General features: G+C 35.9%; 25 protein-coding genes, 1 tRNA gene and 1 other RNA gene. 16 read left to right on the top strand and 11 right to left on the bottom strand.

Translation table 11 applies throughout. From position 1 onward, the window contains the following. Positions 1-1,187: 1,187 nt before the first annotated feature. From M1F17_RS03770 to M1F17_RS03730, 9 genes are all read left to right on the top strand, one after another. A complete protein-coding gene (locus M1F17_RS03770) occupies positions 1,188-1,493 on the top strand; it encodes a helix-turn-helix domain-containing protein (RefSeq protein ID WP_004905391.1) in 306 nt (101 codons plus the stop codon). Between the two features lie 97 nt (positions 1,494-1,590). Continuing rightward, entirely contained in the window at positions 1,591-2,199 is a 609-nt protein-coding gene (ecpA, locus tag M1F17_RS03765) for a common pilus major fimbrillin subunit EcpA (protein WP_004905392.1), read from the top strand. 94 nt (positions 2,200-2,293) lie between these two features. After that, complete coding sequence (locus M1F17_RS03760; RefSeq protein WP_094962155.1) at positions 2,294-2,977, top strand: hypothetical protein; 684 nt, start codon at positions 2,294-2,296, stop codon at positions 2,975-2,977. A 19-nt stretch (positions 2,978-2,996) separates the two neighbouring features. Beyond that, positions 2,997-5,492 (top strand): CS1-pili formation C-terminal domain-containing protein, encoded by a 2,496-nt coding sequence (locus M1F17_RS03755; protein WP_094962154.1) that lies wholly within the window; start codon positions 2,997-2,999, stop codon positions 5,490-5,492. A 25-nt stretch (positions 5,493-5,517) separates the two neighbouring features. Beyond that, positions 5,518-7,134, top strand: coding sequence for a fimbrial protein (locus M1F17_RS03750; protein WP_318837243.1), 1,617 nt, complete (start codon positions 5,518-5,520; stop codon positions 7,132-7,134). 94 nt (positions 7,135-7,228) lie between these two features. Beyond that, complete coding sequence (locus M1F17_RS03745) at positions 7,229-7,906, top strand: fimbrial protein (RefSeq protein WP_094962152.1); 678 nt, start codon at positions 7,229-7,231, stop codon at positions 7,904-7,906. Between the two features lie 525 nt (positions 7,907-8,431). After that, positions 8,432-9,157: a winged helix-turn-helix domain-containing protein gene (locus M1F17_RS03740; protein WP_164564619.1), complete on the top strand. Its 726-nt coding sequence runs from the start codon at positions 8,432-8,434 to the stop codon at positions 9,155-9,157. Beyond that, positions 9,150-9,644, top strand: a complete 495-nt coding sequence (locus tag M1F17_RS03735) for a FidL-like protein (protein WP_004905400.1) — start codon at positions 9,150-9,152, stop codon at positions 9,642-9,644. The genes M1F17_RS03740 and M1F17_RS03735 overlap by 8 nt, the downstream gene beginning before the upstream one ends. Before the next feature lie 560 nt (positions 9,645-10,204). Continuing rightward, a complete protein-coding gene (locus tag M1F17_RS03730) occupies positions 10,205-10,486 on the top strand; it encodes a helix-turn-helix domain-containing protein (protein ID WP_004905402.1) in 282 nt (93 codons plus the stop codon). A 273-nt stretch (positions 10,487-10,759) separates the two neighbouring features. Here M1F17_RS03730 and M1F17_RS03725 read toward each other — a convergent pair. Together M1F17_RS03725 and dnaQ are read right to left on the bottom strand one after the other, a co-directional pair. Further along, positions 10,760-10,836: transfer RNA gene (locus M1F17_RS03725), tRNA-Asp, on the bottom strand. Positions 10,837-10,989: 153 nt separating this feature from the next. Further along, positions 10,990-11,751, bottom strand: a complete 762-nt coding sequence (gene dnaQ / locus M1F17_RS03720) for a DNA polymerase III subunit epsilon (RefSeq protein ID WP_094962150.1) — start codon at positions 11,749-11,751, stop codon at positions 10,990-10,992. Positions 11,752-11,805: 54 nt separating this feature from the next. On the opposite strand from dnaQ, the gene rnhA reads away from it, so the two are divergent. Beyond that, positions 11,806-12,276, top strand: a complete 471-nt coding sequence (gene rnhA / locus M1F17_RS03715; protein ID WP_318837242.1) for a ribonuclease HI — start codon at positions 11,806-11,808, stop codon at positions 12,274-12,276. On the opposite strand, the gene M1F17_RS03710 is transcribed toward rnhA, so the two are convergent. After that, positions 12,273-13,007, bottom strand: coding sequence for a class I SAM-dependent methyltransferase (locus tag M1F17_RS03710; RefSeq protein WP_318837241.1), 735 nt, complete (start codon positions 13,005-13,007; stop codon positions 12,273-12,275). The genes rnhA and M1F17_RS03710 overlap by 4 nt on opposite strands. A 40-nt stretch (positions 13,008-13,047) precedes the next feature. Between M1F17_RS03710 and gloB the strand changes: the two genes are divergently transcribed. The 4 genes from gloB (at position 13,048) to M1F17_RS03690 (ending at position 16,425) form a co-directional block, all read left to right on the top strand. Further along, positions 13,048-13,803, top strand: coding sequence for a hydroxyacylglutathione hydrolase (gene gloB, locus M1F17_RS03705; RefSeq protein WP_318837240.1), 756 nt, complete (start codon positions 13,048-13,050; stop codon positions 13,801-13,803). An 81-nt stretch (positions 13,804-13,884) separates the two neighbouring features. Beyond that, complete coding sequence (mltD, locus tag M1F17_RS03700) at positions 13,885-15,255, top strand: murein transglycosylase D (protein ID WP_094962148.1); 1,371 nt, start codon at positions 13,885-13,887, stop codon at positions 15,253-15,255. Between the two features lie 523 nt (positions 15,256-15,778). After that, entirely contained in the window at positions 15,779-16,147 is a 369-nt protein-coding gene (tomB, locus tag M1F17_RS03695) for an Hha toxicity modulator TomB (RefSeq protein ID WP_004905413.1), read from the top strand. Positions 16,148-16,221: 74 nt separating this feature from the next. Beyond that, entirely contained in the window at positions 16,222-16,425 is a 204-nt protein-coding gene (locus tag M1F17_RS03690) for an HHA domain-containing protein (RefSeq protein ID WP_004905417.1), read from the top strand. Positions 16,426-16,770: 345 nt separating this feature from the next. Here the strand turns inward: M1F17_RS03690 and ffs are convergent. Together ffs and M1F17_RS03680 are read right to left on the bottom strand one after the other, a co-directional pair. Then, positions 16,771-16,867: signal recognition particle sRNA small type (ffs, locus tag M1F17_RS03685), an RNA gene on the bottom strand. Between the two features lie 141 nt (positions 16,868-17,008). Beyond that, positions 17,009-17,467: a YbaY family lipoprotein gene (locus tag M1F17_RS03680; protein WP_004905418.1), complete on the bottom strand. Its 459-nt coding sequence runs from the start codon at positions 17,465-17,467 to the stop codon at positions 17,009-17,011. A 238-nt stretch (positions 17,468-17,705) separates the two neighbouring features. On the opposite strand from M1F17_RS03680, the gene tesB reads away from it, so the two are divergent. Then, positions 17,706-18,575, top strand: coding sequence for an acyl-CoA thioesterase II (tesB, locus tag M1F17_RS03675; protein ID WP_318837427.1), 870 nt, complete (start codon positions 17,706-17,708; stop codon positions 18,573-18,575). A gap of 138 nt (positions 18,576-18,713) precedes the next feature. Here tesB and amtB read toward each other — a convergent pair whose 3' ends face one another. The 5 genes from amtB to M1F17_RS03650 all read right to left on the bottom strand — a co-directional run bounded on the left by amtB (position 18,714) and on the right by M1F17_RS03650 (position 24,585). Further along, complete coding sequence (gene amtB / locus M1F17_RS03670; protein WP_004905420.1) at positions 18,714-20,000, bottom strand: ammonium transporter AmtB; 1,287 nt, start codon at positions 19,998-20,000, stop codon at positions 18,714-18,716. A 10-nt stretch (positions 20,001-20,010) separates the two neighbouring features. After that, positions 20,011-20,349, bottom strand: coding sequence for a P-II family nitrogen regulator (gene glnK / locus M1F17_RS03665; RefSeq protein WP_004905421.1), 339 nt, complete (start codon positions 20,347-20,349; stop codon positions 20,011-20,013). A gap of 172 nt (positions 20,350-20,521) precedes the next feature. Continuing rightward, positions 20,522-22,306, bottom strand: a complete 1,785-nt coding sequence (locus M1F17_RS03660) for a SmdB family multidrug efflux ABC transporter permease/ATP-binding protein (RefSeq protein WP_004905423.1) — start codon at positions 22,304-22,306, stop codon at positions 20,522-20,524. Next, entirely contained in the window at positions 22,303-24,048 is a 1,746-nt protein-coding gene (locus M1F17_RS03655) for a SmdA family multidrug ABC transporter permease/ATP-binding protein (RefSeq protein WP_318837239.1), read from the bottom strand. The genes M1F17_RS03660 and M1F17_RS03655 overlap by 4 nt, the downstream gene beginning before the upstream one ends. Before the next feature lie 75 nt (positions 24,049-24,123). Further along, on the bottom strand, positions 24,124-24,585 hold the full coding sequence (locus M1F17_RS03650) for an Lrp/AsnC family transcriptional regulator (RefSeq protein ID WP_004905429.1): 462 nt from the start codon (positions 24,583-24,585) through the stop codon (positions 24,124-24,126). A gap of 277 nt (positions 24,586-24,862) precedes the next feature. On the opposite strand from M1F17_RS03650, the gene queC reads away from it, so the two are divergent. Next, a complete protein-coding gene (gene queC / locus M1F17_RS03645) occupies positions 24,863-25,552 on the top strand; it encodes a 7-cyano-7-deazaguanine synthase QueC (RefSeq protein ID WP_036958550.1) in 690 nt (229 codons plus the stop codon). 60 nt (positions 25,553-25,612) lie between these two features. Here the strand turns inward: queC and M1F17_RS03640 are convergent, their stop codons facing one another. Then, positions 25,613-26,041 (bottom strand): acyl-CoA thioesterase, encoded by a 429-nt coding sequence (locus M1F17_RS03640; protein WP_036958551.1) that lies wholly within the window; start codon positions 26,039-26,041, stop codon positions 25,613-25,615. Positions 26,042-26,061 lie beyond the last annotated feature (20 nt).

Genomic DNA, 26,061 nt, shown 5'->3' with positions numbered 1-26,061 from the left:
GCAATAAATATTACTGGCTAATCGCAGTTGCCTATAGCCTATAGAATGGTCTATCTCCACACCTAACAAGGAGAAAATAAGAATCGTTCAAAATAATCTAGATAAGCTATTCTGCAAAGCTTATCTAGATTGCTCATCATATATAGATAGTGCGTGCACTTCTAACAACCAACGTTTTTACAACAGAAATTCCTATACAGATCACAGTTCTTATATGTATAGTTTTGAATAAAAGTGGCTTTCAAAAGCCCGCAGTGCAATCTTAATTAGCGGTTAGGTAAATCGGTATATCTAACTTATTAAGTAATAATTAGCGAATCTCTAAGTGAAGAATTGCTTTTAGAACAAACGTGTATAGTATTAGGCACTGCAAAACCTATATTCATTTAGTGACCTAATTACAAAGAGGAAGCTTTCCCATTATTATTTCTATAGCACACGACATCCACAGATAAAGACATCATAATTGATATTGCTGAAATTAAAATAAGGGGCACTAGAGAACGTAGTAACCTATCGCTGATTCTATTTTCACTGGTAAAATACCTGATGAGACTATAGAAAATAAATTGGCCTGTAAGACGAAATTTCAGGTCTAAACCCCATGTGCCACAATAGGGTCATGATATTAAAAAGTTGATACTATAGTATCAACCTACTAGACACTGATGTCATATCATATATCTAGTTAGCAAAGTGTAATTTTAGCATCATACACATTAAACTAGTTAGTTGAGTTATTAATAAATAAGAGGGCTAAAAACACATTACAAATTATAATTTTACCAATATAACTGGTTTCCTGCCTTTATTCTAAATTCTTCCCACCCTTTAATTGTAATAAATTGTAACTTTCAATGTAGATTCTTTATGCTTCTTAATTAAATATACATTTGTTAACAATTATAATAATTTTACGCCTATTTGGTGTATTTTTTTATTAATCCCCCTGATTTCAACACTATTAAGTGTATTTTTAACCAATTAAACTGGTGAGAAGATATTTTTTAATTAGATAATGCTAAAAAAAACAGAGTTAATAGAAAAAACCTATTAAAAGTAAATCTTTAATAGAAATCCTGCCATTTACTCTTTTTTTAATGTATTTATTATAACACTCAATTAAGCAAGCGAGTGAGCTAACGAATATCATATAAATAGATCTATTAATATTAGAGGCTGAAAAAATGAAAGCTAATATAATTAGTAGTCATGTAGGAAATTATTTACGAAAATCACGCAAAGAAAAAAACATGACAGGAAAACAGTTGGCTGAATTAATTAACATTAGCCAACAACAGGTGTCTCGCTATGAAACTGGTAGCAGTTCATTATCGCTAGATCAATTAAATGAAATATTAACCGTTTTAGACAAAAGATGGATTGAAATGATTTACTATATTGATTGTTTCTCTGAAGAAAATAAAAGAAACAATATAAATTTAAGTAAAAAAACAATCGAAATATTACTAAACAGCATGAAAGATATTTAAATATTCCATTTTAAATTCAATAAAACCATATCAATATGTAAAAATTAAATAACTAATTTTACTATTGTTTTCTATCAATATAAAAAGAGAGATTAGTATGTTAAATAAAAAAATGGCTTCTGTATTGTTATCAACAATTATCGCAGCTTCTTTTGCTACAGCTGCAAATGCAGATACACGTACCGCTCAAGCAACAGCAACATGGCAAGCGACTGCAATTAAAGACACGACAAGTATGTTAGTTGTGACTCCATTAAGAAGTTTAACTTTTAATTATGCCGAAGGCCAAAAAAGCTTTAACCAACAGAATGGAGCATTTGATATCGCTATTCAAGGCCAAGCTGGTGCAACAGATTTTAAATTAGCGTCAAAAATTATTGCTAATACATTAGCAAGAACAACTGACGATTCTAAATTAACTGTTGGGGTTAAATGGAATGGCGAAGATTTGACTAAAAATAATGATTTAGTATTAATTGATACATCAACCGGTTTAACTTCTGGTTTAGACAATTTAGCGGCTGATGGCATCTATAATGGCTCTGAGCGTGCAGCAGATCGCGGTGAATTCACCTTTGTTATTGCTGGCGCTGAAGCTGATGGTGCAGCGACTGACTTTAAAGCACTGACTGATGGTACATGGGATGGTGATGTTAAAGTTCAATTTACTGCAACTTGGGACGGTGATTTCACGCCAGCTCCTTAATTCAATATCCCCTTATTAGATAACTAAATATTACGATAAAGATACTATAGGGAAATAATATCTTTATCGTCATTCATTTTTGAAATTTGCGATTATGAAAAAGATAACATTAGCATTAATTTTATTATCATGGTTACCATTAAAAAGCAGTTTTGCTGTCAACGTGGGAAATATTACTGAAATAATATCATCGAATGAAGACACCTTATCTAAAGAAATTGAAAATACAGTAGATACAGCAAGATTGGTAAATTTAACGATAGAAAAAATAGATTCACCACTTGATACTGGAAAAGTAATTACAGTTACTGATCCTAATGAAATATTATCAACACCCGCTAATTTAATTCTTCCAGGGCATGCAAAAGATATATTTAAGATAATTTATCAAGGCCCAAAAGATAATAAAGAACGTTACTATCGATTAAATTGGAAAGATGATCCTATTGGCGAGAGTGGTGTTACACAAAGTGCGAAATCGGCATCAGCAACAACATCAGCAACCATTAGCACAATTCTTGTTGTCGCACCAAGAATTGAAAACTTTAATTATAAATATACTAATTCCCAAATTTCAAATACTGGAAATAGCACCTTCCGTGTAGTGGCTTCAGGCCCTTGTTTAGCAGAAAAACAAAAATACGGAGTGGATGGCATTTGTCGCGAGCGTTATTACCTCATGCCAAACTTAGCCGTCAAATTACAATTTGTCGATGTCACAAATAAAAAATCAAGCGTAGGTATTTGGCACAAAGGAGAGTTCATTGTTGTCAAATAATTAAGAATGGACTTAAATTATGCGTAAGAGTGCTATTGCTTTATCAATATTAAGTATTATTTTTTCGAATACAATTAATGCCAATGAAATGAAAAGCGTTAAGATCGGTGGATATATTATTCCTCCTGCATTTGTTAGTGCATTGGAAGAAGGAATGTCTGTACCTGTTTTTTTACGACTAAATGATGATGCAGCAACCAATCAGAGCGAAAGTAAAATTGCAGATGCAGTTATTGTAATCGATCATGGTAATATTAAATTATCAAGTATTCATCTCATTGAAAATGAGCAAGGTGCGAAATTAAATAATTTACTAGTTGATAAACTTGAAGAAAAAAAGGATGCCATTTTTAATGAAAGTAATGGTATTATTATTGATAATAATGCAACCCTTCAATTAAACATTTCTTCTTTTAATTTATCATTAGATGTTGATAAAGCTGCTTTTTCGCCAAAAGAACATGCGCGGCAATCTGTACTAGGAAATTCTTCAGTTAATTCATTTTCAGCGGTAGCTAACTATGATTTAGGGGTATTCCAGAGCCGTGTTAAAGATTCAAAAGATACATCCAGCAGCTATTTCAATTTAGATACATTATTCGCAGCTGCGGAACATCACTTTAATGTAAATGCATCAGCATATAGCATTGGAAAATCTAATTCTAATGTTGAGCTGTATCGTGCAATGTATGAGCGTGATTTCAACGGATTTCGTTTTGCACTTGGGCTCATGAGTACGTGGAATTTACAGTCTATTGCCAGCTTAACTACCCTTAGCAGCAGTAAAATTTATGCGGCATCAATAGGAAACAATTCCTCAAGTATGGTGACAAATAAGCAGCAATCACTTACGCCGATTTATGCTTTTTTAAATAGTCCAGGCGAAGTACGCATTTATCGGCAAGGTAAATTATTAAATATTCAAAATTTTCCAATGGGTAATTTTGAAGTTGATACCAGTGTACTACCCTATGGTATTTACGACGTCACTATTGAGACGGTTATCGATGGCAAAATTGTCACAACACAGCACCAAACAATTAATAAATCCTTCGGTGCGATAACAGGCGGTTTTGATAAACTCAATTGGGAAATTTATGGTGGTTATATTGACTTTGATAAGCGCCATTATGTAAGAAATGAAGGCTCAACGAGTCAAACTCCGAGTAAAAGCCATTTAATCGGAGCCTCTTTCGCTTATAACTTCCCAGTGTTGTCTGGCGTGCGTTTTCAAATGTCAAATTATGGGTTTGATAAATTTGTTGTACAAGAAACGAGTATCAACGCGGCTTTAAATAACTATATCTCAGTTAACTGGCAAGGGATGCTAGAAAACCATGGTAGTTATCGGAACATTGCGACTCTTTCTATCAATATACCTGAAGGTTACGGTTCTTTATGGGCATCTAAAGAAAAAACTGTAGTGAGTGGTGATTTACCACTTTATGATGCTGACAGTTATTCTTATGGCGGAACCATTAATTTTGACAAAATAATTGATAGAACTGGGTCACTGACTATTAGTAATACTAAAGATCGCCGTATTGGCAGTGATTCAATTAACTATGAATATGCGAATACATTATTCTCTGGCCGTTATGGAACGGTGGGGCTAAGAGCGGGTGTACAGCGCTATCATTATGATAACCAAAATAGTACCAACGAAAAATATATTAACCTCGATTTTTCCTTACCTTTATCAACATGGTTGAGTACGGGTGTTTCCTCAACAAATGGTAATGTGAAAGCAAATATTTATGCGAATAAAAATTTTGAAAATTCGGTGATTACCAATGCAGGGGTTTCTGTCTCCAAATTAGTCCGAGATAAAGATAATGGTGAATCCAATTTTTCAACATTAGGCTATGCTTCTTATGATACTAAATATAATTCAGGTACCGTAACGATTAATCGCCCCGATAATAACAGACTTAATGGCAATTTAACCTCTCGTGGCTCTGTGGCATATAGCAACGGCATGATCATGCCAAGTGGGCAGCAAGGTAAATCAGGCGTCATTATTAATTCCGATATAAAAGGTAGCGGCAGCATGGTCGCAAAAGTAAATGGGCAAAATTACCCAATTAGCGGAAAAAATACCTTTATTCCATTATCCCCTTATTCGGATTATGACATTCAGTTAATGAATGACGGAAAATCAAAAGACAGCTTTGATATTGTCTCAGGGCGAAATAAATCCGTCACATTATACCCAGGAAACATTGCTCTTTATCAACCAGAGGTAAGGCAATTAGTCACGGTATTTGGCCGTCTGAAATCACCAAATGGTGAATACATAAAATATGCCTCAATTCGAAATCATATTGGTCGAACAAAAACGGACCAAAATGGTGAGTTTTCCATGGATGTTGACGTCCGATATCCAGTGATATCGTTATTACAAGATGATCAGCAAACAATTTGCGAAGCAGATTTAAACCTTCAAGGTGCACGTGGTGCATTGTGGGTCGGTGAGGTGACATGTGAACCTCAAGAAGCATTTGCTAAACGTTAATTATCACTTTAAAGGCTAATTTAATATGCGATTATTATCGATAACAGCACTTTTTATTTCATTTTCGGTTCTAATACCGAATTCGTTTTCTGCAACAGCACCATTACAAGAGTATGTCATTGTTGAAAACCAAGTTGATAACGAATTCTTTATTGTTGCGAATAGAGTTGACCCTCGCTTCTCGGGCTCAAATGTATTCACAAAATACCAGCGCAATAGACAATATAGTTTAGGCTATATGGGATATACAGGAACACCTTTTAGCTCAACATATAATACAGGTGATATCTGGTTAGAAAATTCTCCCGTAAGCCAACCTTTTATCGGAAATCGTTGCATGACAAATAACCGAAATTGCCCGGCAACGTCTTATTGGTCAGCTCAGCAGTTACGAGATAATGGTGCATATAAAATCCAACAAACAGGAACACCGGGTGAGTCTGGATATTCAAGACCGATATTTTCTGAATCTTTTTATCGCTGGTTAGCCGAAATACCACCAGGAACAGAATATACTTTTGATTTAAGAACCTGCACAAGCCGCGACGATTATGATTTAAGTAATACGACCTGTATGACGAGTGGAGGAAGAACGACAACACAACAACACTACATTCCAACCAATAAAAAAGGCAATATTATTCTAAAAGGAACGGGCGCCTTACAAGAAGTCTTTGTGGATAGCAATGGCAATCCAACTATTGGACTCGGTTCTAATTTTTGCTCGACAGGGATTGTTGGAAATACTTCTGGAATTATTTGTAAGTTGGTTGAATTAGAAACCCAAGGACAATCTATCGGCGGAACATTTACAGTTCGTATGTATATTGATAGTGCAAAGTTAGGTTTAGCTAGGGACCCCCGTGCTGCACTTATTCAATATAAAGGAAGTAACAGCACGCGCTGGACAAATTGGTCATCAACAACAAACATGTCAGAGATCTTTAATAATGGTTCACAAAATATTGAAGTTTTTCTCTCAAATGAATATTTAAAATCAATTGTTGACGCTTCACCTAATTCAACAGTCACACTTGCTGATAGTGTATATACTTTTGGTTTTCAATCACCACTTCCTCAATCTGGATTTTACGAATTTACACCTTCAAATTTCTTAATAATTAAGCCGAGAGATTATGGAATTAGCATTATTCCTGCAGATTTTAATCCAAACCAATCCAAAACAGGAAAAGTCGGCAATGATGAACCACCGATAGAATTTAATTATATCGTCACGACTAGCGGGCCAAGGCAAGCGGATTCTATTACAGCAAAAGTTGAAGGACCAAACACAACATTAAAAGGACAGTCATACTGCTTATTTACCTCGAGCGATAATAAACTTAATGCCCCTTTTTCCGCTTATCTTTCATTTAAAAATGAAAGTGGCACTAAAGAATCACACCGAGCAAGTTGTGATAATAATGAAATTTCATTAAAAAATGCATTATGGTCTGAAACACCATGGGATAGACCTAATGAGGATTTAGGATCTTTTTATCGAACTAACTTAGATTTATCATTCCCAATGAATGACTCTGAATCATTTTTTACATTGGATGGTATTGATTGGTTAGGAACCGTTTCTGCAAGTGGCACAATAACTGTCAAAGCAATTTGGACTGGGCCCGATATTCAATAATATCTAATGACTACTTTTGGGGCTACTTGTAAAAGTTCAAGTGGCCCTTTTATTGAACCCCATATACTCTTAAATTTTAGTTGAATTTTTTAATATGAAACCATTTTATTTACTTAAAATCCTATTATTGGTATTGCTATCAGTGTCTTGCAATAATGCTATTGCTTTATATATCAATGCAGATATTTCTTCGATGGAGTCAGGGCAAGAGTTTTTTTCTAAGCCATACATCAACGACACAGATAAAACTAATTTATATAATTTTAGTGCCTACAAAATTGATAAACCAGGTAACCAAGAACATGGGGCACCTCTCCATAACGGCGAGATTATTTTTACTCCATTGAAGAAAATTTTATTACCTGGGGAACAAGAATTTTTTAAGATTTTTTATCGAGGAGAAGCCGATGAGACCGAGCGCTATTATAAGATTATCATTAGCGAAACCCCTCTTGATATGCGTAGTGATAATGAACAAAAAAAGCGACCTTTATTTTATCCAACGGTTAGCCTAGAAACCTATTTTGTTGTGAGACCTAAAAAACCAGATTTTAAATATGAGCTTAATCCAAGCACTAGTATTCTAAAAAATACGGGTAATACCTATTTTAGAGTGCTCTTACATGAAAACTGTGATGCTAATGATGATTCAGAGCCTTATATATTTTACTTATTACCCGGCCAAGAATCTAAAGATGAGCGTCTTAAAAAGAAAAGCCGTAAATATATTGTAATATTTGATAAATATTACCCAATTGGCAACTGCACCTAAAATTCAATCATATCAATTAATTAAAAAAATAAAATGACAAATTTGGCTATACTACTATTAAAATAAACATTGAATTACTTAATCATAATTCGACAGGTACTCTGTATCTATAATTACCTTAAAGCATTACAAATTCATAAAATTCAGTTCTAAAAAATCATTTCCGCCTATTAAAAATAGCAAATTAATTTAGGTTTCCATGACTTGAAATAGTGGTTAATACTGCTTTTTATCTGTATATAAAACATCAAAACAAAAAATGTCAGTTTCATTAATACAATACACTGAAATTTTTGTCATTACATATATAACCAATCGTTATAAACAAAAATTTATTTTCATATTTTCTTCTCAAAAAAAGAGTAGTATATTACACTGATATAATTACTTTAAAATCAATGACTATCATGTTAGCTAAAGTGATCAAACTAAGCACATATTTTAATAACTAAATAAGAGTCATGTATGATATATATACTGAACAACATAATAAAATATAACTCTGACTTAGGTGAAATATTTAGGGTGGACACAGAACTCAGTGTAATGAAATTAACACCCGTGTTGAATTATATTTTTATAATACTAATTCAGAATAATAAAACGACTATCACTCGTGAAGAGATACTAAAAAAAATACTAAATAAATATGACCTAAAAGTTTCGATAAACACCCTTAACCAATACATTAGTACATTAAGAAAAGTATTACATCAACAGCTTTTAGTTGAAAATGCAATTCTAAGCATATCAAAAAAAGGCCTTGTTATCTCTTCTGAAATTCAAATTGAAGAATCGATTGCCAAATTCAATAATAAAATAGAGAAAAGCCTAGTCCCCCCTCCCACTTCAAGCAATAAATCTAACAAATCACTATTACTTAGTGATAAAAATCATATTATTAAAAAAACATTATTGATAATTAGTGTTTTTTTACTTTTGGTGATTATTTACCTTATAAATCAAATTCATGCAATAAAATTTCCATATGCATCAATACAGTCATATAAAATTAGCACAATTGGAGATTGCCCTGTTTATGGGTTTAAAGATAACTATGAAAAAAATATGAGTGACACAATAAGTAAACAAGCAATTGATTTTAACTTAACCTGTGAAGATTCTGATGTTTTTTATTATTATAACAATATACAAAACTTAGGGAAAAACAAACATAGCTTATTAGTAAAATGCAAAAAAAATAAAGAATGCATTTCAACAAGAGTAAATTGGCAGGATAAAAATGACTAATAAAACACTATATTCATTGATACTATTATTTTCATTAATTATCGTTTTCTTGTTATTTAACTTAAATTTAGAAAAAAGTAAAACACAATATTGTGAAGCAACTGTTTCCTCTAATTTCATATTAGCTAATAATAAATCATCATATACACTAAATATGAAATTAGTAAAAAACAATGATAACAGTGGATATATTAAATTATTAGGAACAATTACAACTGATAAGACATATACTGTTAATCGAGTTGTTCATTTCAATCAATCATCAAGAAAGTATATAAAAGATTTAAAGTTAACCATAAGTTATGATAGAAAATCTTCAAATGACAATGTTCCTGATGATATATTCGAAAAATATTTTAAAGCATTCAATCTAAACTCAATTGCATATGTAGAAATTGATGAGATAACTTCTGATTGGTACCTTTTTTCCAGTTCGTTTGGCCCTTATTTTGTCTGTAGCAGGCAAGATAAATTAAATACAATTTAACACATAGCGTTCTACTTATAAAGTAGTTCGCTCAGGTAATCGCTAATATTACATCTCTGATTCCTATTAACCTTTTCATTTTTTCTCCAACTAAGCAGGCTTGATTATACTTTTACCTATAATTAAATTTATATGCTACCTACCGATAAGTACCAAATCAACCCTAAATAAATCACTATTTCAACTTAATCTATAAATATTTTTTTGTAATTTTATGTAAAAATATAAATACTTACTTTTATATGACTATAAATGCATTTTTTTCATTTATTATTTATTATATTCTCACTTTTAAGCCAATCCCTAAGATTGACATAATGCATTGTTTTTATTGAATTATAAAAACCTATATTTTGATTCAATAGTCTATATTCATTATTTATACCTATATCAATAGACAAAAGCTATCAAATAAACTATTTTTGATTCATTAAAACAATTTCACATTGGTAACTAAAAAATATAATCTATTCCTCATAGAGAAAATCAAAAAATTTAAAGTAATGCCATCTTTAATAGCTAACTTTAAAATAATAAGTTCCTAATAGAGAGAATATGAAATGAAATATATCAATACTAAAGAATTGAATAAAAGTAATGACCTAGATATTGTTATGGCTACCGCAAAATACTTGAAATCCGCACGTATTGAAAAATCATTAACAGGAACAGAATTAGGAAAATTATTAAATTTGAGCCAACAACAAATATCAAGGTATGAGAATGGCCAATCTGCTATTTCTATTGATAGCCTTCATATATACCTTAAAGCATTAGGTAAAGATTGGTTAGATTATTTCAGATCTGTTATCTTAGTTAGAGTTCATGCGAATTATTATTAATACAGTCATAAAAAACTCAAACTTATACATTTCGATAAAATCGCGACAAAACCTAAGAATAGTTAATATGATTAAAAAGAATGTGAATTATTCTCATAAATCTATTATTTATAGATTTCATTATATCAAAAATTAACTCAAAGAAGTCATTAGAAGCAAAAAATGTATTATTCAACAAAAAAGTGATACAAAAAGAAAGGAACTCTTAATGCAGTTAAATACAGTCATGATAAAAAAAACGCCACGCTAATAAATTAGCGTGGCGTTATAATTTGGCGGAACGGACGGGACTCGAACCCGCGACCCCCTGCGTGACAGGCAGGTATTCTAACCAACTGAACTACCGCTCCTGATGTTCCCTACTGGGAACGCCATGCATATTACGAATACTTAAGGACCCCGTCAACACTTTTTCTTGTTAAATCGCGCAGTTGAACAGTTTTTAGCCTTGAGAGGCTTTTCTATGCATTTTCCTAAGCAACCATTAATGATAACACCAATCATTAGTGTAAATTTTCAGCCTCATCGGAAGATTGCCGCCAAAGGCAGGGTTTGCCACCCTTCTTATCAACAATATCCAGCCGTGCTTCATGAGCAATAAGCTCTTCATCGGAAGCAAAAATCACCCTAAGGCCAGTTTGGGGACGTTCAATTCTTTGAATTTCATACTCTTGCTCATTATTAGCCGATTCCGAATCCATCGAAAATGATAATGAAGTTTGCCCACCTGTCATTGCCAAATAGACATCTGACAGAATCTCAGCATCGAGTAAAGCCCCGTGCAGTGTTCGCTTAGAGTTATCAATTAAATAGCGGTCACATAGCGCATCCAAGTTATTCCGTTTACCCGGGAAAAGTTTGCGAGCCAATACTAAGCTATCAGTGATGGTACAAAAATCTTGCGTGGGTGGAATTCCTTTATTAAGTTTACGGAATTCATAATCCATGAAACCGATATCAAAGGGAGCATTATGAATAACAAGCTCTGCACCTCGAATAAATTCAAGGAACTCATCCGCAATTTCTGCAAAAACAGGTTTATCTTGTAAAAATTCATCACTTATCCCATGCACTTCGAATGCTTCAGGATCCACTAAACGGTCAGGTTTAATGTACACATGAAAATTACGCCCTGTTAGTCGGCGGTTAATCACTTCAACCGCACCAATCTCTATAATGTTGTGCCCTTCATAATGAACACCGAGTTTATTCATACCGGTTGTTTCAGTATCAAGGACAATTTGTCTGGTTATCACCGTGCTCATAATGTTTTTTTGTGTCAAACTAGAGGGGAACGAATAATATAGAGTGTAACAGAAATGACAAAGCAGGTAGAAATTTTCACGGATGGTTCCTGTTTGGGCAATCCTGGCCCTGGTGGATATGGCGTTGTTTTACGCTACCAACAGTATGAAAAAACGTTGAGTGAAGGTTATTTTTTAACCACAAATAACCGAATGGAACTACTTGCGGCCATCAAAGCATTAGAATCGCTAACAAGACCTTGTGATATCATTTTAACCACTGATAGCCAGTACGTCCGACAAGGAATAACACAATGGATCCACGGCTGGAAGCGTAAACAATGGCGAAAAGCGGATAAATCCCCTGTCGTTAATGTCGATTTATGGAAACGCCTCGATGATGCCATCCAACGACATACTATTGATTGGCGTTGGGTTAAAGGCCATGCTGGCCACCCCGAAAACGAGAAATGTGATGAATTAGCTCGAGCTGCGGCTTCAGCACCAACTAAAGAAGACACGGGTTACCAACCCGCACAAAACTAAGAAGGGTCGTTTATCTTCATTGATTTACTGATCTCCTTTGCCGTACCGAGTGCTGTTCCAATCTTAACTTTTGGTTGCTTAAATTTTAGTGGTGTCGGAGTTAGTGGGTAAGTCCGTTTCCGCGCCACAATCACGCTTAAAACACCAACGCCTCCATAGCTTTTATTCACTCGTCTATTCGCCCCCAACCAAGGGATTATTTGGCAATTGCGATGATACAAAACTTCATAATTTAATAAGCTGAGCCAATCAAATACCCTAACGGATGGAAAAAAACGGCTACAATAAGGCTGTCGTTTACGTAAAACAGGCACGAGTTTCGCCATTCCAAGAAGACTGAAAGGGTTAAAACCTGAAATAATTAACCAACCATCGTCGATTAATACCCGGTCAACCTCCCGTAAGAGCCAATGAGGATCATGGCTATAAGCCAAACAGTGAGTCATTAGGCAGGCATCTATAGATTTTTGGGTTAATGGTAAAGCTTCGGGTTTGGCAACAAGGTTAAAACGCGGATCGCCGGTACCAACATTAAATTGGTGAGAGATAAGACAGCCTTCGGTCTGGATTTCAGTACTTAAATGACCTAACTTAAGCAGATGAAAGCCAAATATCTTTGGCCACCAAGGGCTAAGTTGATTTTCTATGGCTTGACGGTATTGTTCTCCAAAAGGAATGTCAGACCAACTAACAGGCATTTGAATTTTTTTATCAATACGCGCAGGCTTCATGAAATTCCCCTATTAACTATTAACAAGTATCGAGGTCATTATGGAGTTAATTCGAGTACCAGCCTTAAACGATAACTACATTTGGGTTTTAGCTGATAGCCACCAACAGTGTATCATCGTTGACCCTGCAGAGGCAGAGCCTGTGCTTGAAATAATTACAGCCAAGCGATTGACCCCAGTCGCAATCCTATTAACTCACCACCATAATGACCATACGGGTGGCGTAAAAGGGATTTTAAGCAAATTTACAACTCTTCCCGTTTTTGGCCCAAAAGAAACTCAATCTAAAGGAGCAACAGAAATAGTCGAAAATGGTGATAAAGTCATAATTGACGAGTTCAACCTACAGGTTATTTCATTATCAGGCCATACATCTGAGCATATTGGCTTTTACCAAGCACCTTATTTATTCTGTGGTGACACCCTATTCTCTGCGGGTTGTGGGCGGATATTTGAAGGAACGCCCGAGCAACTGTTTGAATCTATCCAAAAAATTGCAGCACTCCCTGATGAAACCTTAATTTGTTGTGCTCATGAATATACTTTATCTAATCTCAAATTTGCACACCATATATGGCCTGAAAATGAAGCGATTACACAATATTTACAAAAAATAACGCAAATACGTGACAAACATCAACCAACAGTACCTACTACATTGAAAATAGAGAAAAAAATAAATATTTTTCTGCAATGTGACAACCCTCAACTACAGAAAAAACTCAATATTAATCTACAAAACCCACCTTTAAGAGCAATTTTTACCCTACTGCGTCAATTAAAAGACCAATATTAAAGTTTAATGATTGTCATATCGGGGTGGGATAAGTATTATTGTTCGACTTTTAAACATTAAAATGAAGAACAATAGAAAAGAATGAAGATAATCGCGACGCTTATCGCCATTGTTCTGTTGGCCGGATGCCAAACTGCCCCGAAAAAAATTAAGCAGAACAAAACTCCTAGTAATCATACAATTGAAACTGTTGCACCACATAACCAAGCCGCCAGTAGACAATTACCTAAATCTGATTATGACCTATGGGGTTATATTAGTGATGAACTAAAAATGGATGTCCCTGATAAACCTCAAATTAGGGAGTTAGCAAATAGTTATTTAAATAAACAACGTTTTGTCTACGATGTGGCATTAAGAGCTGAGCCATACATGTACCTCATCGTAGACGAAATTAATGAGCGCAATTTACCAATGGAGTTAGCTTTAATTCCTATTATTGAAAGCTCGTTTAATCCTAAAGCAACTTCTCCGGCACAAGCTGCAGGCCTATGGCAAATCGTCCCTATCACGGCTCGCTCATATGGCCTAAAACAAACACAATGGGTTGATGAACGCAGAGATGTTGTTTCTTCAACTAAAGCGGCCTTCGATCTTCTCGAAAACTTAAATGTTATGTTCGGCCATGACTGGGAGCTCACTCTAGCTGCCTATAACTGTGGTGAAGGCTGTGTACAAAATGCTATCAAGAAAAATGAGGCTGCCGGGTTACCAACTGATTTCTGGTCACTCTCTTTACCGAAAGAAACCAAACAATATGTACCAAAAATCTTAGCGCTTAGCCAAGTATTAAAAAATCCTGAAAGGTATCAAGTTAATTTGCCAACAAGTAATAAAAATAGAGCACTCACTCAAATTGATGTTGGCCAACAAATCACGTTATCTCAAGCTGCTGAGTTGGCTGGGTTAACAGTTGAATCGGTAAAAACATATAATTCTGGTTACACTCGCGGTATAACATCACCAAGTGGCCCTCATTATATTATGCTACCTACGGCTAAAGCCGAACAATTCAAAACATCTCTTTCAGACCAAGACGTTTTAAACACGATTCGCTTAGCAGCGCAACAAAATCAGCAGATAAAAACAGCACAACCTACTGCAATTTCTAGTGCGCGTCAAAATCGAGCTAAAATAGCGACATATAAAGTACGCAAAGGCGAATCCGTCGCAAGTATTGCAAAAAAATTCAATACTACTGCGAAAGATATTCAAAAGCTAAATGGATTAAAAACCGCAAGCGTTATCAAACCTGGGCAAGTATTAAAAGTTGCTAGCCCAGCGTCTACAGCAAGTAGCCGTAAGGCAAAAACCTATAAAGTAAGAAAAGGCGATTCCTACTATAGCATTGCTAAGCGTCATGGCATAAAGCTCAATGATTTAATGACTTGGAATTCAGGTGTTAAAATGGCCGACCTGAAACCAGGGGTGACCTTAAACCTCTACCTTTAAGTTAATCTCAGCAAAAAAGCTTTTGTCTATTTCAGATAAAAGCTTTTTTATTTTGAATTCTCTTATTAGTAAAAATTAATTATTTGAATGAATTAAATAGGATAATAATTTTTATAACATCTTTTGTATAAACGTTTCATATTCGCTGTACTAGAATAACCGATGGTTAAACTATAGTTTAAATACTTCATAAAATTGAGTTTAAACAGAACATACGTAACTCAAACCTCAACTACTCACTAATAAATTAGAAAAAAGTCGTTTATTGGTGGTGACATATGTGGTAATAATGCTATTATTATATCGCGGCTAGTTTAGTCCGAGCAGCCAGTCCGTATTCGAACATCGCTTATGTATTATATTAATAATTTTCGAAAGTTTAACGAACTAGCAATAATCTTATATTTTTCAATATACTAACGTGCAAACTTTTATATTGAACATAGGTGCTTTAATTAGTTAACATGACATTATTGATAAAAAATACACACAGCAAAAGTCAGATTCGCCTGCGGAGGTGATTATGGATGAATACTCACCCAAAAGACATGATATAGCAGAACTAAAATACTTATGTAATAGTCTCAATAGAGACGCTATTTTAAGCTTACAAAAAACAAATACACACTGGATTAATGATTTAAGCTCCCCGCAAAGCGCAGCCTTGAATGAACTCATTGAACATATCGCTGCATTTGTATGGCGGTTTAAAATCAAATACCCAAAAGAAAATCTTGTTATATCACTTATCGAAGAATACCTCGATGAGACCTATGATTTATTCGGCAGCCCAGTTATCACACTTAGTGAAATTATAGACTGGGAAGCAATGAATCACAGCCTTGTCGCTGTGCTGGATGATGACCTAAAGTGCCTAACCAGCAAAACTTAAAGGTATTATTTACCTTTAGTTCAGACTATAAAACCGTATATTAATAAGTAATTTTGCATAAAAGAAAGGGTATTATGACCAAATCTGATTATCTGATGCGTTTAAGAAAATGCACCACAATTGAAACACTTGAGCGTGTCATTGAAAAAAATAAGTATGAATTATCTGATGATGAGCTAGAGCTATTCTATTCAGCAGCAGATCACCGCTTAGCTGAACTCACAATGAATAAGCTTTATGATAAAATCCCAGCGTCTGTTTGGAAGTTTGTTAGATAATATCTTATTAACACGCACAGATAGTGAATGGTTATAGCCGGTAAATCCACTTATCGGCTGAACGCAATGTATTTGTCATTTTATTATTGGCATAATTATTATGCTAATAGGATTTTCTTACTTTAAATTTTAGCCTGCCAACTTTTTCTTATCACAATACTCAACAATTAATGTTGTATTCTTAACTTTTCTTTTTAACTTTTGAATTCATTTAAACCTTAAAGTTTAATTTACATTTATAAAAATAAAAAAGAATAAACAGAAAAAACAATTAAAAATTATATTTATAATAAATTGGAATAGGGAGATTGATATACAAGGAAAGGTCTTAGAATTGGGTGGGAGCCCTGCCAGCGACATCCCGGCACACACGACCCCTGCTATGGCTGCTTCCTTCCGGACCTGACCAAGTTAACAAGTTAGCGTTGCGGGAGAACCAACAGAGCCCCCATTGATTGCTTCTTTCAAAGCAGGGGCATTATGCTTGATAGTCATTGAAATAGCAAGAAACCCATAGCTAAGTGGCGATTTATCACACAAACACCTATAAAAATAGAGACTCAACTAAGAGCCGGTACATTGGCTAATTCGCAGAGACCATCAATAATTCAACATTTTTTGTAATACCGTTGTTGATAACCTCTACAACACTATCACTGATATACAATAGTTTTCCGTTTGCGCTTATAGTTGCATTCACAACTAGCGTGCCTTCTTGCCTAACTTCACTTTTTTGGTAAGTTAGTTCAAAAGGAATTGTCGGCCGATTGTTCACCGAATTATAATATTTTTGAGATAATATTAGAGCAGGTAAGTCCGCAACTGTTGTATCTGCCAAAGTGATTGTAACAACCGCACCTTCGGGTAAAACAGTATCCTGTAAGATTACCACACGGCCCTCAATTTTCCCTGAATCTACCGTCTGGTTATTATTGCTATTTTTAGCATTAAGTGTTTTTTCACTGGGCTTTGTGCTATTCCCTTCACAGCCAACCAACGTTAAAAGCACTAATAAGCTAACAATGTAGCGAAAAAACTTCATAGTTATTACCTATAATACAATGTTTACTAAAACATTTTTAAATAATCGGAATAGACAAATCATTTTCTGACAAGGAATGATAAAAAGTATAACTAATATTGGTAGAATAATACATTTATATTTCTAAATGTAACAATACGTAACCCCAATTTATTCGATAGCAATTAATCTACCTATTCAGGGTAAATAATGGGAAAATACCTGTATCTCATTTACATATAACAGAACTAAGATGACTATGAGCCCAGAATTACAGAATTTAATTAGCCTAATTGAACTCGAAAAAATTGAAGAAGGGATTTTTCGAGGACAAAGTGAAGACCTTGGATTGCCTCAAGTTTTTGGCGGGCAGGTTGTTGGGCAAGCCATGTATGCTGCGAAACAAACCATACCTGAAGAAAGAGCGATTAATTCTTTTCATAGTTATTTTTTGCGCCCCGGTGACAGCTCTCGTCCTATTGTTTATGACGTTGAAATTTTGCGCGATGGTGGAAGCTTTAGTGCACGCCGAGTAAGTGCCATTCAAAATGGCAAGCCTATCTTTTTTATGACCGCATCATTTCAATCTCAAGAAGAAGGTTATAGCCATCAAAACTTAATGCCGGATGTGCCACCACCGACAAAATTAATTTCTCAAGATGATATTGTTCAAAGTTTGGCTGATAAATTACCGGAAGCAGTTAAAAAATACGCTCTTAGGCCAACTCCCTTTGAGTTTCGCCCTGTTGAGTTTTACAGCCCATTCGATTCCGCCCCTCAAGAACCATTTCGCTATATTTGGTTCAAAGCAAAAGGGCTGCTACCTGACCTACCTTCACTTCATCACTATTTATTAGGTTATGCTTCTGATTACAATTTCCTTCCAGCCGCATTACAACCGCATGGTAGAGGCTTTATGGAACGCGACTTACAGGTTGCAACGATTGACCATTCAATGTGGTTCCATCGTCCATTTAAAATTGATGATTGGTTACTGTATGCCGTAGAAAGCCCTTCAGCATCAGGAGGGAGGGGTTTTGTGAAAGGACAAATCTATAATTTACAAGGTGATCTTGTTGCAACGGCTGTCCAAGAGGGCGTAATCCGCCATAGGCAACCTCAAAAATAGAAGGGACTTCAAGTAAGTGATTACTTACTTAGAAAAATAAAATTGTCAGTTTAAAAAGGTAATGGCAGCCAGCAATACGCTGCCATTATCAATTTACATAAAACACAGTATTATCCTGTCATTATCATTACATTAAGGTTAATTGTAGGCACTTTCACCATGAGAAGTAATATCTAAACCTTCCCTTTCTTTTTCAACATTAATGCGTAAGCCAGACGTTTTCTCTGCGATTTTAAATGCAATATAAGCAACAATTGCAGTCCAAACAACACAAACTAGAATACTAATAGCTTGAATTCCCACTTGTTTCATCATCGTAATACCTTCTGCATAGCCACTTCCACCTAATGCAGTTGAGGTAAACACCCCCGTTAGTAAACAACCTAAAATTCCGCAGACACCATGAACCCCAAAAACATCGCACACATCATCAACTTTTAACCGGCGTTTTAAAATCACAACCCCCCATAAACCCGCTAGCCCAGAAAGCAGCCCGATGATTAATGCCCCGCCGACACCCACAGTGCCCGCCGCTGGCGTAACACCGACTAACCCGGCCAAGCACCCAGAGCAAGCACCTAATAATGAAGGTTTTTCCCTGAAAATCCACTCTGCTAAAGTCCATGATAAAATAGCGCCAGCCGCCGCTGCAATAGTGTTCACAAACGCTAAGGCTGCAATACTATTTGCACTTCCTGCCGAACCTGCATTGAAACCAAACCAGCCAATAAATAATATAGAGGTTCCCATAAATACCATAGGTAAGTTATGAGGTTTAATGGCTTCTTTCCCTAATCCGGTACGATGTCCAAGTAAGTAAGCACCAACTAAACCTGCAACAGCCGCATTAATATGAACAACCGTCCCCCCTGCAAAATCTAGTGCACCATCTTGGGATAAAATACCGCCGCCCCATACCATGTGTGCCATTGGTAAATAAGCAAATGTAGTCCAGATAACGGTAAATATTAAAATTGCAGAAAATTTAATGCGCTCCCCTAGTGCACCTATCACTAATGCAACTGTTAAGCATGCAAATGCACCTTGGAATACAACGTGAATAAATTGAGGGATCGGCCCAGATAAACTATCTACAGTGATGTTTTTCAACATAATCTGACTAAAACCACCTATAAAATCATTCCCCTCACTAAAAGCTAAACTGTATCCATAAACAATCCAAATAACAGACACTAAAGCGAAAATAACCGCAGTTTGAGCCATTAAAGAAAGAACATTTTTACTTCTCAGTAACCCACCATAAAATAATGCGATACCTGGCAGTATCATAAAAATAACTAAAGCAGTCGCTATCATCATAAATGCGTTATCAGCTTTATCTAGGGTTTCCTCTGCTGCAAACACGGTTATTGGAAAACCACCCATTGATATCAATAAAAATAAGTATTGGAACCCTTTGCTCATATTTGCTCTCCTACAGTGCTTCGTCTTGTTTTTCACCTGTACGAATACGTACTGCTTGCTCTAATGACAAAATAAATATTTTTCCATCCCCGACTTGGCCCGTATAAGCTTTTTTTTCAATTGTTTCAATCACCTGCTCTACCAACTCATCAGAAACCGCTATTTCCATACGTACTTTAGGTAAAAAATCGACGGTATATTCAGCTCCTCTATATAATTCGGCATGTCCTTTTTGCCGCCCAAACCCTCGAACTTCAGTAATCGTAAGCCCTTGAACCCCAATATCTGATAGTGCCTCTCGAACTTCATCTAATTTAAATGGCTTAATGATCGCGATGATATATTTCATGTTCACTCCTATAAGTCATATGAATAAGCTGCTTAATACTTCGGACAGCACTGACTTTATAGCAAACCGTGTGCCAAAATATATTTATCCATAAAATTCAATAGGAAAGAACAAAATAAAAAACCACTCGAATGAGTGGCTTTAAGGTATGCATTATAAGAGTGCAGAATAATTAACTAGGTATAGCCTCAATTTCAGCATCACTATGGGCATTTAATGATTCTCCAACTTGCTGCAACTGGTACATTTGATAATAACGTCCTTTTTGTTGCAAAAGCTGTAAATGTTTACCTTGCTCAACAATTGCACCACGATGTAACACAACGACTTGGTCAGCGTCGACAATTGTCGATAAACGGTGGGCGATCACAACTAACGTAGTATGTTGGCGAATCACTCGTAACGCTTTTTGTATCGCTTGCTCTGTCCCTGAGTCAATATTCGCGGTTGCTTCATCCAAAATTAAAATTTTGGGTGTCACCACAAGTACCCGGGCCATCGCTAATAACTGTCTTTGCCCTACAGACAGGGTATTTCCCTGTTCACCAAGCACGGTATCTAGCCCATCAGGTAAGCCACGAACCAACCCAGCAAGCTGAACAGTTTCAAGAACTTCCCAAACTTTGTCTTGGCTAATCTCACGTCCTAATGCGACGTTGTCAAAAAAAGAAGCAGCGAGGACAACAGGGTCTTGTTGTACCATTGCAATACCATTACGTAATACTTGGTGGGATAGTGAACTCAAATTACGTCCATCTAATAAAATATCTCCCTCCTGCCACGGGTAATACCCCATAATTAAATTTGCTATGGTACTTTTACCGCTGCCTGTATGACCGACTAATGCAACGAAGTTATTATCAGGCACTTGTAAATTAATATCTTTAAGTACCATTTTGTTATCACGGTAAGCGAAAGATAAATGGTTAATTGAGATTGAACCTCCTTGTAATGGCTCAATACTTTCACCATAACCTTGCTGCGGACTATCCATTAATTCAAATACACGCTCACCAGAAACAACAGCTTGCTGAAGCATTGATTGCTGAGAAGTTAACTCAATAAGCGGCTCATTCAAGCGACCTAAATAGTTAATAAATGCATATAAGACACCAACACCAATGGTAGTCGTTCCTTCGAACCCAAATAGCAATAGCAAGCCACACAATACTGAAGCTGAAAGTAAACTTAGTAATGGCCTTAATAGTAAGCCATCAAGTTTTAATGCTTTCATTCTTGCAAAATAATGGTCTTGGCTAATACTTTGCATTTTTTCGCCAAACCTAGCCTGTTGGATAAATTGCTGAATAACTGTCATTCCATTAATGACTTCGTTAAAACCGTTATTAATATCTGCAAGATAAGATCTCACACGGCGCACAATGGGCGTACTTAAACGCTGATAAACAAGCATTACCACAAATACTGCAGGAAAAATCATCACTGCAATTGATGCCATACGCCATTCCAATGAAAACATAGCAACTAACATGGCACAAATCAGGGCTAAACTACGAAATACTGTCGGCACAACCATCACAAATAGATCTTTAATAACTTCAGTATCATTTGTAACTCGTGAAATTAATTGGCCAACAGGTTGCTTATCGAATGCACTTAGGGGCTGTCGAAGGGCTGCATTCATCACATCTGTACGTAATGTTTGCACTACCCCCACAGAGGCTTTATTAAATAAAATAATTTGATAGTAATGTAATAACGCTGCAATAACTTGGAGCAATATAAAACCAACTGCCATATATAAAGCAAGTGGCATGATGATTTGTTTTTTCGCTATCATGTTATCAATAAAATAGCTGATTAGCAGAGGCCCACTAACTTCTGCAATAGCGGCTAACCATAGCATTGCAATGGCAATACCCATGGTTCCTCGGTATGCTTTTCCATAACCAAGCAAACGCTTGAGTGCTGGCCATAGCGGTTTCTTTTGGCTCATAGCTCACCATCCAGAGCAGCTTCAATCTGTTGATACTGATACATATCTTTATACCAACCCGATTGCTCAATAAGCGCTTCATGTTTACCTCGACTAACAATAGCACCTTGAGATAACACAATAATATTGTCTGCCTCTACCAATGCAGATAGACGATGGGCGCTAATTATCATAGTCCTACCCTGCCGCCAATGGCTTAAATTTTGTAAAATTGTAAACTCGGTCTGCCCATCAACGGCAGAAAGCGCATCATCTAACACCAAGATTTCTGCATTTTGCAAGATGGCCCTTGCAATAGAAATTCGTTGTTTCTGCCCGCCAGATAGCATGACACCGCGCTCACCAACCTGAGTGGAATAGCCTTCAGGTAAACGTAAAATATCATCATGTACACAAGCTATACGCGCAGCCTGTTCAATTTCATCTTGAGTGGCATTAGGCCGCCCAAGCGCGATATTGCCAGCAACTGTATCTGAAAATAAAAATGGGGACTGATTTACGATAGATAACCGAGCACGCCATTCATCTAAACGGATTTCGGGTAGTGATAAGCCTTGATAGCAAATCGCCCCTTCCGTCACATCAAATTGACGCTGTAATAACGTCAACAACGTTGATTTTCCAGCCCCCGTCGGCCCACAGAGCCCCAAAAATTGTCCAGGTTTTAAATCAAACTTAATATCATGTAATGCTATTCGCTTAGTTTCTGGATAACTAAAGTTGATAATATTCACATTCAAGTTTCCCTTTTCAGGCTGTAATGAATGCGAACCATCCTGAATGACTAACGGTTCATTGAGTAAACTTAGAATACGGCTATAAGCCGCACTACCTCGTTCAACGATATTAAACATCCAAGCAAGCGCTAACATCGGCCAAATCATTAACCCTAGATACATTACAAAGCTCGTTAATTCACCTAACGTCAATGTATCGTTTAATACCATCCAGCTTCCACCTGCAATAGCGAGTAAATTTGCCATACCAATCGCCATAAAAATGGTGGGGTCAAAACGCGCATCAACTTTAGCAACATGCATATTGCGACGCCCTGCCTCAGTAGCAACCTGTTCAAATTGATTTGATTGATGATCTTCAAGGCCAAAAGCTTTAATCATACGAATACTTGTTAAACTTTCTTGCGCATGATTATTTAAAGACGAAAATGCCCCTTGAGCATGCTTGAAGCGCTGATGAAGCTGGTCTCCATACCGTTTAATGATTAATGCCATAATTGGCATTGGAATAAGTGCTAGTAAAGTAAGCTGCCAACTAATTTCAACACTCATCATGATGAGCACCGCACACCCCATCACCAATGAGTCAACTAATGTTAAAACACCTTCACCAGCTGCGAACACGACTCGGTCAACATCATTCGTTGTACGTGCAATTAGGTCTCCCGTTCGATACTTATGGTAAAACGCTTGATTCTGCAGACTTAATTGCCGATAAAACTTTTGTCGTAGCTGTACAGCTAACTTATAAGAAGCACCAAATAACCATAAACGCCAAATATACCGCAACCCATACACAACCAATGCAATCAACAGCATGATTAAAACATAAGTGATTAATTGCTTTGTCGGCATTGCTCCTTTACTTATTCCATCAACGACAACACCAACAATGCGTGGAGGAACTAATTGTAAAATAGCAATGATAATTAAAAAGCAAACAGCGCCGAGATAGCGCCGCCATTCACTCAAAAAATACCAACCTAGTTGTGAAAATAATCGCACGTAATACTGCCTTGAATATATTGATTTATTGATGCCTAAGAATGAGAGACCGTAATTATCTAAGCTATTACGAGGTTAGTCAGGGATAGGCAATACTGTCGTATATTTGATTTTTTCCATTGCAAAGCTTGAAGTTACATCTATTAGACCATGAACGCCATTGACTAGCTTTTTATAAAATAAGTCATATGATTTCATATCATGCACTTCGACTTGCATAAGATAATCATACTCACCAGCCATGCGATAAAACATCAGCACCTCAGGAAGTTGACTAACAAAAGAAACAAATTGCTCATACCACTCACTATTATGATGCTGTGTTTTAATTGTCACAATTACCGTTAAACCTAAACCTAGCTTCTCACCATCGAGTAAGGTCACTCGCCCTCGAATATAGCCTTCATCTTCAAGCCTTTTTAATCTTTTCCAGCACGGAGTAGATGTTAAATTAACAGCTTCAGCAAGGGTATTTAAGGATAGGCTACTGTCATTTTGCAATAAACAAAGCAGTTTTTTGTCTATTTTATCTAACATGAATGCTCTCTTGATCTAGGTGTAAGTACTTTTGTCGTTATTTTATTAGCTGCATAAACATATTATGCAAAATTGAATAATTAAAAAACAATAAAAATGTTACCAAACACCACGATTATAGAATATTTTTACACAAATAACCAAATTGACATATAAATAGTACCTCAATCAAACTCGCTTGATAAAAATAGAACTATTAATTGCATCCTAGTATCGCTAACATGTTTCGCTCTCTTCTTATTACATATTGAAAATGATATATCACCAAGGAGTACCTATGAAACGCGCAGTTGTGGTTTTTAGCGGGGGCCAAGACTCAACAACCTGTCTTATTCAAGCTTTGCAAAACTATGATGAAGTTCACTGTGTTACTTTCGATTACGGCCAGCGCCACCGTTTTGAAATCGAAGTCGCACAGAAATTAAGCGTATCTTTAGGTGCTGCGGCACATAAAGTATTAGATGTCACATTACTCAATGAATTGGCAATCAGTAGCTTAACCCGAGACAACATACCAGTCCCTGATTTCGCTGAAAGTGAGTCAAGTGCGTTGCCTAGTACTTTTGTTCCAGGGCGTAACATTTTATTCCTCACATTAGCTGCAATTTATGCTTACCAAGTACAGGCAGAAGCAGTGATAACGGGGGTTTGTGAAACCGACTTTTCAGGTTACCCGGACTGCCGAGATGAGTTTGTCAAAGCTCTCAACCATGCAGTAGACCTCGGTCTTGCCAAAAATATTCGCTTTGAAACCCCGTTAATGTGGCTGAATAAAGCCCAAACCTGGGCACTTGCCGACAGCTATGGTCACCTTGAAACGATCAGGCAGCAAACACTGACTTGTTATAATGGTATTCAAGGTGATGGTTGCGGTGAATGTGCTGCCTGCCATTTAAGGAGCAAGGGCTTAAATGAATATTTAAGTGATAAAGAAGCTATCATGCTCTCACTAAAGCAAAAGTTATAATTAATTAGTCAAACACATAGCCTGCCATTAGCTTATTCATAACGATTCAAGCTAGGTAGGCTAATTTTGAATAAAGTCTTCAGAACCTACTTTGAATGACTCTAGTTTCTCACGCAATTGTTCATCAATAACAATCGCTTTATTCTCTATGTTATCGATAAATACAAATGTCACATAAGCATCAGAAACTACCTCTTGAGCCCCTGCTTTATTGCGAATTATTTGTTGATAACAGACTGCGCTTTTAGTACCGATTTTATCCATTCGAGTCACTACTGTCAGCTCATCACCAAGCAAGACGCCTTGGATATAATTTACATTAATATTCACCGCAGCCATTGTTAAATTGTTTTTTATCGCCCAACTAATGAAATTACGCTTATTCATCCATTCCCAGCGGTCCGCTTCGTAGAATTCTAAGTAACGTGCATTATTAACATGTTGAAAAATATCTATATGATAACCATGAACTTTAATGTGTGTTGTCATAACTACTCCGACCAGTTTAT

Origin of the sequence: Providencia sp. PROV073 (assembly GCF_033688125.1) — a bacterium.
Taxonomy (GTDB): Bacteria; Pseudomonadota; Gammaproteobacteria; order Enterobacterales; family Enterobacteriaceae; genus Providencia; species Providencia hangzhouensis.
The sequence above is the reverse complement of the archived record's forward strand: the minus strand, read 5'-3'. Positions and strand labels throughout refer to the sequence as shown.

Coding starts and splice junctions, on each gene's coding strand:
- M1F17_RS03770 (WP_004905391.1), top strand. CDS start 1,188: ATGAAAGCTAATATAATTAGTAGTCATGTAGGAAATTATTTACGAAAA.
- ecpA (WP_004905392.1), top strand. CDS start 1,591: ATGTTAAATAAAAAAATGGCTTCTGTATTGTTATCAACAATTATCGCA.
- M1F17_RS03760 (WP_094962155.1), top strand. CDS start 2,294: ATGAAAAAGATAACATTAGCATTAATTTTATTATCATGGTTACCATTA.
- M1F17_RS03755 (WP_094962154.1), top strand. CDS start 2,997: ATGCGTAAGAGTGCTATTGCTTTATCAATATTAAGTATTATTTTTTCG.
- M1F17_RS03750 (WP_318837243.1), top strand. CDS start 5,518: ATGCGATTATTATCGATAACAGCACTTTTTATTTCATTTTCGGTTCTA.
- M1F17_RS03745 (WP_094962152.1), top strand. CDS start 7,229: ATGAAACCATTTTATTTACTTAAAATCCTATTATTGGTATTGCTATCA.
- M1F17_RS03735 (WP_004905400.1), top strand. CDS start 9,150: ATGACTAATAAAACACTATATTCATTGATACTATTATTTTCATTAATT.
- M1F17_RS03730 (WP_004905402.1), top strand. CDS start 10,205: ATGAAATATATCAATACTAAAGAATTGAATAAAAGTAATGACCTAGAT.
- dnaQ (WP_094962150.1), bottom strand. CDS start 11,751: ATGAGCACGGTGATAACCAGACAAATTGTCCTTGATACTGAAACAACC.
- rnhA (WP_318837242.1), top strand. CDS start 11,806: ATGACAAAGCAGGTAGAAATTTTCACGGATGGTTCCTGTTTGGGCAAT.
- M1F17_RS03710 (WP_318837241.1), bottom strand. CDS start 13,007: ATGAAGCCTGCGCGTATTGATAAAAAAATTCAAATGCCTGTTAGTTGG.
- gloB (WP_318837240.1), top strand. CDS start 13,048: ATGGAGTTAATTCGAGTACCAGCCTTAAACGATAACTACATTTGGGTT.
- mltD (WP_094962148.1), top strand. CDS start 13,885: ATGAAGATAATCGCGACGCTTATCGCCATTGTTCTGTTGGCCGGATGC.
- tomB (WP_004905413.1), top strand. CDS start 15,779: ATGGATGAATACTCACCCAAAAGACATGATATAGCAGAACTAAAATAC.
- M1F17_RS03690 (WP_004905417.1), top strand. CDS start 16,222: ATGACCAAATCTGATTATCTGATGCGTTTAAGAAAATGCACCACAATT.
- M1F17_RS03680 (WP_004905418.1), bottom strand. CDS start 17,467: ATGAAGTTTTTTCGCTACATTGTTAGCTTATTAGTGCTTTTAACGTTG.
- tesB (WP_318837427.1), top strand. CDS start 17,706: ATGAGCCCAGAATTACAGAATTTAATTAGCCTAATTGAACTCGAAAAA.
- amtB (WP_004905420.1), bottom strand. CDS start 20,000: ATGAGCAAAGGGTTCCAATACTTATTTTTATTGATATCAATGGGTGGT.
- glnK (WP_004905421.1), bottom strand. CDS start 20,349: ATGAAATATATCATCGCGATCATTAAGCCATTTAAATTAGATGAAGTT.
- M1F17_RS03660 (WP_004905423.1), bottom strand. CDS start 22,306: ATGAGCCAAAAGAAACCGCTATGGCCAGCACTCAAGCGTTTGCTTGGT.
- M1F17_RS03650 (WP_004905429.1), bottom strand. CDS start 24,585: ATGTTAGATAAAATAGACAAAAAACTGCTTTGTTTATTGCAAAATGAC.
- queC (WP_036958550.1), top strand. CDS start 24,863: ATGAAACGCGCAGTTGTGGTTTTTAGCGGGGGCCAAGACTCAACAACC.
- M1F17_RS03640 (WP_036958551.1), bottom strand. CDS start 26,041: ATGACAACACACATTAAAGTTCATGGTTATCATATAGATATTTTTCAA.